The following is a 10,000-nucleotide window of genomic DNA, read 5'->3' as shown; positions in this document are numbered from 1 at the left end:
TAGGGATACATCCGATGTTGATACATGTACCACCATACATAGCTGGATCTTGTTCAATTAAAGCGACTTGTTTTCCTTCTTTGCCAAATGTGGCAGCTAATGTTTTACCTGCTTTACCAAAGCCGATAACGAGTAAGTCATATTGTTTCATTATAGTCTCCCCTTTTGTTAATTCACATGAATAAAAAATATATTATATGTTTCATTGTAAATACAATATTGTTTTTATTGTATACCTATTTACTAGGAATTTCAATACCATGTATCACAAATATTTTTCCAGCTCCATAGTTTCAACAAGTTTTTTAACTAGCTGCACTTAGATACTGTATTTTAATATATCTACTTACTGATAAAAATATCATGCGTTTACCTATTATTTATGAACTTGCCCTGTTCGGTTGTACAACCCATACGCAAAACTAGCACTTTCACAAGGAAAGTGCTAGTTCGTCACTCACTATAGCACTCCTAGGTAAAGAGTTTATTCTGCAATTCGAGCTTGTAAATATTGTTTTACAAATGTTGGCAATACGAATGCAGATTTTTGGATGCCATAGTTATAGTATTTAGTTGTAAAATCTTGGGCACGATTTGGATCCCATTCTAATGGGTCATGTTTCTTAGATCCCATAGTAAAGCAATGCATACCTGTTGGATATAACGGAATGAATGCTGTATATAGGCGAGTCACAGGGAAATGTTTATTTACATAGTAGAATACATCAGATACTAGTTGTTGATGCATTACTGGAGATTCTGTTTGTTGTACAAATAAACCATCTTCCTTCAAGGCACGATATGTATTTTTGTAGAATTCTTCTGTAAATAAACCTTCACCAGGTCCGATTGGGTCAGAGCAGTCTACGATAATCACATCATAGAAATTTTCTTTTCCCGCTACATGACCAATACCGTCACCAATGGTTACCGTCAATTTTGGATCTTGGCGAATCATAGCGTCAGCAATAGATGGCAAATATTGTTTTGCCAATTCCACTACTTTACCATCAATTTCTACCATTGTCACTGTTTCTACACAGCTATGGCGTACACATTCTCTAGCCACGCCACCATCACCGCCACCAATGATCAATACATGCTTAGGGTTTGGGTGCAAGAATAACGGAATGTGGCTCATCATTTCATGATACACAAATTCTTCTCGTTCTGACGTTTGAAACACACCATCCAACACAAGCATATTACCATATTCTAAACTATGAGCGACTTCTATGGTTTGAAAGTCGGATTTTCCAGAATATAAAATTTCATCCACTTCTGCGCATAATGCAAGATGAGGGGACTGTAATTCTTTAATCCATTGTGTCATTTCTTACTCCTCACATTGTGACTGGATGTATAAAAAAGCTCCACCCAGTAAATTATCTCGTAACCAACGGCGTAGTGAAAAAGTTCGTTCCATACCTTCATCATAGACAACACATCGTGTGTCATCATAATTAACTTGCATAGATACGATAGGAACCCAATGCCATGTAGATAGCCCTTCTTCCTGTCCACGATGACGATTTAAAAAAGCAACAGGACAATTTTGTTCCAGTCCACGTTGTATGAAAGCCGTTACTTCTTCCACCGTATAAGCGCTTCCTTTCAGAGGAAAAATCGGCAATCGTTTCACATTATAAGACAGGTTGTTATCTGCCATATATTGGTTGACACCTTGTTCCCACCAAGTACTTTTATAGAGTCCACCACCATAGCGAGGGCGCACGTATTCCCATACTTGATTCATGCGTTCCAAGGCTTGATCACCGTCTGCAACAGTCTCAACAGGTAAATATCCATCGCGGAAAAGGACATAGGAAATCACTTGTGTCGCCGTTGTAGGACCACAACCAGCTAAGCGTTTCCACGCATCTTCGTACCACTCTTGGTCATACCCATAGGAAAAATTCCCATCCTTTTTCACTTGTAACCATTCAGGATGTTCTAACCGATAGCGTTTAATGCCTGCCATTAGTCTTCTACTACCTCAACAGTTTGCATGCGGTCACCTTGTTGGATTTTATCTACTACATCCATACCTTCGATAACTTGACCGAACACAGTGTGAACGCCGTCTAAATGAGGTTGTGGTTCGTACACGATAAAAAATTGGCTGCCCCCTGTGTTAGGTCCACGATGTGCCATGGATAAAGCACCACGAACATGTTTATGTGGGTTACCTTTAGTTTCGCATGGAATTGTGTAACCAGGGCCACCTACGCCTGTACCCATTGGGCAACCACCTTGAGCCACAAAACCAGGGATAACACGATGGAATTTCAAAGTATCATAAAATCCTTCTTTGATTAATTTTTCAAAGTTAGCTACTGTACCAGGAGCTTCGTTTTCAAATAATTCGATAACAATGTCACCGTATTCCATATGAATAATTGCTTTTTTCATTACTGTACCTCCAAAAAAGTTCTAATGACATGACCCGCTAAATGCAATCCTGCTACAGAAGGAACAAATCCACAGGAACCTGGACTTCTAGAGTCATCATCACGGTTCGGTGTCATCGGTTGTTCTGTAGAGAATAATACGGTTTGCTTTTTAATGCCACGACGACGCAATTCTTTACGCATAACTTTCGCCAATGGGCATGTATGGGTCTTACTAATATCTGTAATCTTCAATTGATCAGGCCACATTTTATTTCCTGTTCCCATAGAAGATATACAAGGTATATTTCTATTATAACACGTTTCGATGATAGATAGTTTAGCACTTACCATATCAATGGCATCAATGACAAAATCCGGATTAATATCGGCAATGAAAGTAGGATGACTTTCACCAGTATATACCATATCATAAGCCTCAATATGTAGATTAGGATTGATTGCTAAGGCTCTCTCTTTTGCGACCTCTACTTTACGTTGACCTACCGTGCTAGGCAAAGCAATAAGCTGACGATTAATATTGCTCACCGTCACTTTGTCACCATCGACAATAATTATATGCCCTACGCCAGAACGAACCAACGCTTCTAGGGCAAAGGAGCCTACACCACCGCATCCAAAAAGAAGGACTTTTTACCTTGTAGGGTTTTAATTTTTCTTCCCCTACCAACCATTGTAAGCGCGTTAACATATGTTCCATATTAATAGGCTCCTGCTGGGATAATTTCAGTCCAATATCCATCTGGATCAGCAATAAAATAAATGCCCATTGCTTCATTCTCATAGACAACGCAGTTCATAGCCTTATGTTTTGCTAACGCTCCTGCATAATCATCTACATAAAATGCCACATGGAATTCATTATCCCCTAAATTATAAGGACGCTCCCAATCACGTAGCCATGTCAATTCTAATCGATGCGGATTGGTACCATCCCCTAAATAGACGATTTTAAAAGATCCATCTTCTCCATCGATATGACCGACTTCTTCTAACCCTAATGCGTCTTTATAAAAGGATAAACTTGTATCCAAATCTTTCACGTTAATATTATTATGAGCAAAGCTAAATTTCATACTTCCTCCTTAATTCCTAGTAAATAACAGTATTATTCTAACATAGGTACTACGGGAATACAATCACTGCACTTGAAAGTAGGCCCTGCTTCCCTCATCCGTTTTTGTCACCACCAAGTGTGCACCAATTTGTTGTTGTAATTCTGGCACATGAGATATGATGCCTACCAATCGTCCTTGGGATTGCAATGCTACTAGTGTTTCCATTGCCACATCTAAGGTATCTGGATCCAAAGTTCCAAACCCTTCATCAATAAACATGGTATCCAAATGAATACCTCCCGCATAAGATTGAATGACATCCGCCAATCCCATAGCTAAACCTAAGGACGCTAAAAAGGTTTCTCCTCCAGACAACGTATTGGCAGGGCGGCTTGCCCCTGTATAGGCATCAAAGACAGCAATATCCAACCCCCGTGCGCCACGACCTCCTTCTTCTACCGATCGTTCCAATCGATAGCGACCACGACTCATATCATGAAGTCGTAAGTTCGCCGCACACAACACTTCTTCCAGGATAGCACCTAGTACATAGCGTTCAAAGCTGACCCCTTTCATACCTGAATCACCGCCATTGGCTAAATCGGCTAAGCCGAAGATAAATGCCCGACGATCCGACAATACTTTAGTGGACTCTTCCAACCCAGTAATTTCTTGTATTGTCTTTTCTTTAGCTAGAACTTGAGATTTCAGGGTACCAATAGTTTCCCCCAATTCTTTTAATTCCTGTTCTATTGTTTCCACAGCACCCTTGGCTATTTCCTCTGGCACTGTAGTATAGTTGGCTAAATCACTTCGCACTTCTTCTAACAGAGAGCTTAGTCGCAATGTTTCGTTGTTATAGACACTAAAGGTTTCTTTCCATGCTGGCAATTTATCAAATGCATGAGATTCCTGTTTAAATGCATCAATGGTAAGAGATTCCGCTGCTAACACTTGCTCGATTTCCTTGTCCAAGAATTCTATATCCTGCGCCATGCGATCCTGTTGTTCTTTAATAGTCCCTATTTCTGTGATGAGCGCCACCTTTTGTTCTTGGCTAGCTTGACGCGCGGCTTCTACCTCTTTACGGTCCGCTTCATACCGTTTCAGAGAATCTGCGAGATCTTTCACCTCAGCCGTATACGTTTCCACCGTAAAAGGAGCTATACTCTTTTCAATACGATGCATTTCTGTTGTCATGTGGTGAACATCTTGTTTAATCGTCTCTATCTGACCAGCTAAAGTAGTCAATTCCAGTTGTTTTGTATGAAAGTTAGCTTCTTCTACTTGTATTGCCTTATGTAATGTTTCTAATCTTTCTTCCAATTCTACTTTAGTGGTTTCAGCAACAACTAACTCATTTTGTATCGTTTTAAACGCTTGGTCTATGGTTTCTATATCTGCAGATACCTTCCACCATTGGAGGCGTTCAGCTACCCTATCTATGTCCTTGACTTGTATAGCCGATTCCAACATATTCCCCAAGTGAATAATAGCTTTTCTTTGCACACCTTCTGTTACATTTGGATAGCTTTCACATAAACGATTCCATTCTTTACTATATCGTTCTACTTCTTCTTCACTGTGGCTTAGCTTGGTTTCTATCGTTGCCACCTGTGTTTGACTAGCTTGGAACTCTCTGCGGAATCTATCTACCGTTTCTCTAACAATGTTTTCCGACGGGGCTTGTGCTAGTTGTGGATGTTCTAAGGAACCACAAACAGGACACGGCGAATCATCTTCCACTTGCAAACTCACTTCATAGGCTTGGTGTTGTCGTAATAATTGCTCATTATGATGATATAGACCTTCACGCGTCTTGCAGACCTGTCGTTCTTCCTCCAACTGTTGACTATGAAGATTTCTAGCATCCCAAGCAGTTTGGAGTTTGTTAACAACCCCCTTTAAGGAATCCCACCAACTCCGCAGTTCACTGGTACATAATTTTTCCTCACCTAAGGAAGCATAATTTTGTAACTCTGTCTTTATACCTTCTAATGTTTTACGATGCAACTCCAGCTCTGCCTGACTTGTAGTTACCTCCTGTTGTAGAGCCTGTTGTTGCTCCACTTGCTGTGCTTTCGAAGCCTCTATATCATTCCTTTTTGTCACAAGTTCGCCATACCACTCCACCTCTTGTTGCAAGGCCTGTAATTGGTGGTATTGCTCTTGTTGCTTTGCATACGTTTCCTCTTGAGCTATTAGCTGTTTCCACTTAGACTCTAAGGTTTGTAAACTTCCTTCCACGGACTGCAACGATGTTTTCAAGGCTTCTAATTTTTCTTTATCCGTTCTGAAAATATCTTGCAATTTCTCATAGTCTTTCATAGACCTCCGAACTTCTTGCAACCGTTCCCAACGGCTAATAGCCTCCCCTAATGCAAGATGCGCCGACTCTCCTTCTTGATGAGTAGCCAAGGCTTGACTGTATTGATCTTTGCGCGATACTAGGTTGGCATAGGTTTCGTACTTAGCATAGGCTGTTTGCAAAACATCGCACTGCTCCTGTTTCTCCTTACGTTCTTTTTCACGAATCCCTAATACAGCACGTTCTTCTTCCGTCAATGCCACTAAGTCCTGTAACGTATCTACTGTGTAGGTACTCAATAAAAACTCAACCTTTTGCAATGTATCTTGAATCCCTACGGTAGATTTAGTCAATTCTTCCTTCAATACATCTTGCATGCGTTTATACACAGAGGTTTTAAAAATCGTATGTAGCAATACTTCCCGTTCTGATGTGGGGGCTACTAACAATTTTCTAAAATCACCTTGCGGTAATAGGACAACTTGCAAAAATTGATCTACACGAAATCCAATGATCTGTTGTACATAGTCACGAATTTCTTGGGCTTTTGTAGCGAGTAATTTCCATTCTTCATCAATCCATTCACTGATAGAAGCAGTTGCTAATACCGTTCTTGTACCAGTGCCTCGTTTTTTCTGTAATTCTTGTTTTGGAGTTCGCTCCATCCTATATCGATGATCACCTACTTGAAACTCAAACACCACTGATGTAGGTGTAGTAGCATCTGCATAATCGCTACGCATATCAGATCCATCACGAAGGCCACCACTGGTTTGACCATATAGGGCATATACAATGGCATCTAATATACTTGTTTTTCCTGCCCCTGTAGGACCTGTAATCAAAAACATGGATTGATTTGCCAATACGGCAAAATCAAGGATTACTTTCTTAGGATACGGGCCAAAGGCAGTCATTTCTAATCGTAAGGGTCTCATGCTTCTTCCTCCCTTAATACACGATGCCACAAACCTTCCATATACTCTAATTCTTCTTGTGAAAGTTCTTCATTACGAGCTTCCTTAGCAAATTGGGCAAATAAATCTTTCTCATTTAATTCCTTGAATCGTTTAGCACCTGTTGTATCTCGCACCACTTCCATACGACCTACTAATTCTAATCGCATACAATATGGAAATACCTTTCGCAAGCGGCGCATTCCGTCCACTACAGGTGCCGTATCTAACAATCGTATTTCCACATAATCATTATGATGCCGTGTATGAAGACTTTCATCTGCTAGCAAATCGTCAAAATATCCCGTCAGGCTCACAAATTGGCGGCGTCCTACAATAGGAATCTCACTGATTGTTGTAGCTCCTTTGCCGTCTATATCAACAATAGTGAAACTTTTACTATACCCTACCTCGTCAAAGGAATAGGTCAACAAAGATCCACTGTAGCGAATATGGTCCACCCCAATCCGTTGTGGTCTATGCAAGTGACCTAAGGCAGTATATGTAAAATCTTTGAATACCGTTGTTGGAACTTGCCCAGAACCTCCTACTAACAGAGGCCGTTCCGACTCACTTTCAGCACCACCTGCCACAAAAGCATGAGCCATACAAAGACTGCGGTGTCCTTTAGAGCAACGCTTCGCATAATATGACCAATGTTCATAGGCATCTGCGATAGTCCAATTATATTTATTTGTATCAACACCTAACGCACATTCCGCAGTACCGACAACAGAAATCTCATCATTACCTTTATACGAAGAGTTGTCTAAATTTACAATATCTTCATTACTTAAAGAGGCAAATAAATCTGCTGATTCGCATTGCGTTCTATGTTTTTTAGATGCCTTAACAGATTCGATATGCTCTGTTATTTCTATCTTTTCATTTCCAACACCTTGCCGATTCAGAGCACTTTGCATATCACGCACCTCTCCGTAGGGCAATGCCCATACATCGAGTTGACCATACGCATCTTGGAAAGAGATGGGATTTATCCCTTGGTGAGCATGGCCTAACAAATGGATACCATGAGTTTCCCAAGCACTGTGACCCATCGCTAAGCGTGGTCCACTATCGTGATTACCTGAAATGGCCACCATAGGAATATTCTCGCTAAAAGCCAATCGATGGAGCACGGAATCCCATAATTCAATGGCCTCAATAGGTGGCACTGAGCGATCAAAGACGTCCCCACTGAGGACCACCAGATCAATCTGTTCTTCTTTCAGTAAAGGGAAAAATTGATGATCCAATATATGGGCTTGGTCCGTTGTTAAATGTTCGTTATAAAATAGTCGTCCTAAATGCCAGTCTGCTGTATGTAGTATGCGCATACTTACACCTCGTTTGCATAAATCTCCCGTAAGATAGAAATTTCTTTTGCATATCCATCTAGTTCATTTGGTGTTTCTAAATAGAATGGTAGATGACGTAATTTTGGGTGGGTAATGAAATTAGCAATGGCCTCAATGCCAATGTGACCTTCCCCGATTTTTTCATGACGATCTTTATGAGCTCCTCTAGGATTCTTGGAATCGTTCAAATGCACCGCATGGATTCTATCTAGCCCTATAAAATGATCAAACTCCTCCAGCACACCATCTAAATTTTCAATGATATCGTATCCACCTTCATGAATGTGACAAGTATCCACACAAACACCAATGTATTCTTTGTGTTTTACTCCATCAATAATACGTGCTAACTCTTCAAAATTACGACCTACTTCCGTACCTTTCCCTGCCATAGCTTCTAATAGAACGGTAGTTTTCATGCCTGGAAAAATCACTTCATTTAACATGTCTACGATATATTCGATGCCTTGGTCCACACCTTGTTTCACATGGCTACCTGGATGAAAGTTATATAAATGACCTGGCAAATATTCCAATCGTTCTAAATCTTCACGCATGGAATTTTTAGCAAACTCACGGAGTCCTGGATCGGCGGCACAAGCATTTAAAGTATATGGCGCATGTCCTAGTAGTTTCCCAAATTGATGTTCTTTCAGGAATGCATCTAAGGCTTTCATATCTGCTTCGTCAAAGGCACGTGCCTTACCACCACGAGGATTTCTCGTAAAATATTGAAATGTATTGGCACCAATGGATAATGCTTCCTTTCCCATATGTAAATAGCCTTTGCTGATGGATAAATGACATCCGATTGTTAATTGACTCATGTATAACTCCTTCTCTTGATGATTCACTATCTTACTTGTAAGTATATCATGTTATGACTATCTCTTTACAGGCATAAAAATAGAGGACAATTGTTTATATAAGCAATTATCCTCTATTTCTTTTACATGACTAATTAATGTGAGCTTTTACGCAAACATTCTGGACAAATGCCCTCAAAAGACACATGAAGTCCTGTAATTTCATATTCACTGTGGCGTGCCACTTCTTCTCTTAGACAGTTTACTTGTACATCATGTAAATCATTAATACGATTACACATTGTACAGCGTACATGCGGATGATTTCTTGTATCCCAGTCATAACGGCTACAATCATCGCCCAAGTCTAAGACGCGAACTAAACCAATGCGTTCAAAAATCTCCATCGTTTTATATACAGTCGCCAAGCTCATACTTGGATGGTCTTCCCGCAAACTTTGGTAGATCATTTCCGCAGTGGGATGGTTGTTTTCTGCGTAAAGAACATTATAAATGGCAATACGCTGTGGTGTCACTTTATAACCTTCTTCTCGCAATTTTTGTGCAATATCCATAAAGCACATCCTTTCCACTTGGAAGCTTAACTGTGAGATTAAAATACTATTACTCTATCTATATTATATCAGAAAGTTCATTCCCAAACAATAATCAGAATTGTTTAATTTTAAATATCGTTACTTAACGAAATTATTCTTTAAAATACGGCTTGAAACCGCTACCTTGATGCTTTTGTTGTTTTTGTCCATCACGAGAACGGCGCTCTCCACTATTGGAACGTTGACTACGATCGCGAGAGGAACGTCTTCTATCTGCGTCACGACGATCATCACGACGACGACCATCTCTACGACGATCATCACGGCGACGGCCATCTCGACGTCCACTGTCACGGCGACGACGTATGCGAAGTGGCGCTTCTTCTGTAATGCTAACAGGAGTTGTATCTGGCTCTTTTGTCAACAATTTCAAAGCAGCTGCTAATAATGTAACAGAATCGATATCATTCAATAATTCTTCTGCACTAGAACGATAACTTGCTAATTCTTCACGATTATCTGCTAAAGCAATCAATTTCTCTACGG

At 40.3% G+C, this 10,000-nt stretch carries 10 protein-coding genes and 1 pseudogene (1 of these 11 cut by a window edge); all 11 read right to left on the bottom strand.

Annotated features, from left to right (window positions below; genetic code table 11):
• A protein-coding gene (locus tag HMPREF9200_RS03820; RefSeq protein ID WP_009353499.1) for an FAD-containing oxidoreductase crosses the window boundary here: on the bottom strand, positions 1-151 show its 5' end (the start). Its footprint begins 1,175 nt before the window's first position; only the first 151 of its 1,326 coding nucleotides appear in the window; it begins with the start codon at positions 149-151; the stop codon falls past the left edge of the window.
• A gap of 333 nt (positions 152-484) precedes the next feature.
• Positions 485-1,333 (bottom strand): polyamine aminopropyltransferase, encoded by an 849-nt coding sequence (speE, locus tag HMPREF9200_RS03815; RefSeq protein ID WP_009353503.1) that lies wholly within the window; start codon positions 1,331-1,333, stop codon positions 485-487.
• Positions 1,334-1,336: 3 nt separating this feature from the next.
• Entirely contained in the window at positions 1,337-1,981 is a 645-nt protein-coding gene (locus HMPREF9200_RS03810) for a hypothetical protein (RefSeq protein ID WP_009353495.1), read from the bottom strand.
• Positions 1,981-2,412, bottom strand: coding sequence for a peptidylprolyl isomerase (locus HMPREF9200_RS03805; RefSeq protein WP_009353500.1), 432 nt, complete (start codon positions 2,410-2,412; stop codon positions 1,981-1,983). The genes HMPREF9200_RS03810 and HMPREF9200_RS03805 overlap by 1 nt, the downstream gene beginning before the upstream one ends.
• A complete protein-coding gene (locus HMPREF9200_RS03800; RefSeq protein ID WP_009353505.1) occupies positions 2,412-2,993 on the bottom strand; it encodes a ThiF family adenylyltransferase in 582 nt (193 codons plus the stop codon). Before HMPREF9200_RS03800 ends, HMPREF9200_RS03805 begins: the two co-directional genes overlap by 1 nt.
• A 119-nt stretch (positions 2,994-3,112) precedes the next feature.
• Positions 3,113-3,487 carry a VOC family protein gene (locus HMPREF9200_RS03795; protein ID WP_009353501.1) on the bottom strand — a complete coding sequence of 125 codons (375 nt, stop codon included), beginning with the start codon at positions 3,485-3,487 and terminating at the stop codon, positions 3,113-3,115.
• Between the two features lie 63 nt (positions 3,488-3,550).
• The gene (locus HMPREF9200_RS03790) at positions 3,551-6,715 is read right to left on the bottom strand and encodes an AAA family ATPase (RefSeq protein WP_009353496.1); all 3,165 of its coding nucleotides are present in this window, start codon (positions 6,713-6,715) and stop codon (positions 3,551-3,553) included.
• Positions 6,712-8,070: an exonuclease SbcCD subunit D gene (locus HMPREF9200_RS03785; protein ID WP_009353498.1), complete on the bottom strand. Its 1,359-nt coding sequence runs from the start codon at positions 8,068-8,070 to the stop codon at positions 6,712-6,714. Before HMPREF9200_RS03785 ends, HMPREF9200_RS03790 begins: the two co-directional genes overlap by 4 nt.
• 2 nt (positions 8,071-8,072) lie before the next feature.
• Positions 8,073-8,918 carry a deoxyribonuclease IV gene (locus HMPREF9200_RS03780; protein ID WP_009353502.1) on the bottom strand — a complete coding sequence of 282 codons (846 nt, stop codon included), beginning with the start codon at positions 8,916-8,918 and terminating at the stop codon, positions 8,073-8,075.
• Between the two features lie 134 nt (positions 8,919-9,052).
• Entirely contained in the window at positions 9,053-9,472 is a 420-nt protein-coding gene (locus tag HMPREF9200_RS03775; protein ID WP_009353504.1) for a Fur family transcriptional regulator, read from the bottom strand.
• A 133-nt stretch (positions 9,473-9,605) separates the two neighbouring features.
• Positions 9,606-10,000 (bottom strand): annotated as a pseudogene (locus tag HMPREF9200_RS08700) (DEAD/DEAH box helicase); the annotation flags it as partial.

Origin of the sequence: Veillonella sp. oral taxon 780 str. F0422, assembly GCF_000221605.1 — a bacterium.
Classification (GTDB): Bacteria; Bacillota; Negativicutes; order Veillonellales; family Veillonellaceae; genus F0422.
The sequence above is the reverse complement of the archived record's forward strand: the minus strand, read 5'-3'. Positions and strand labels throughout refer to the sequence as shown.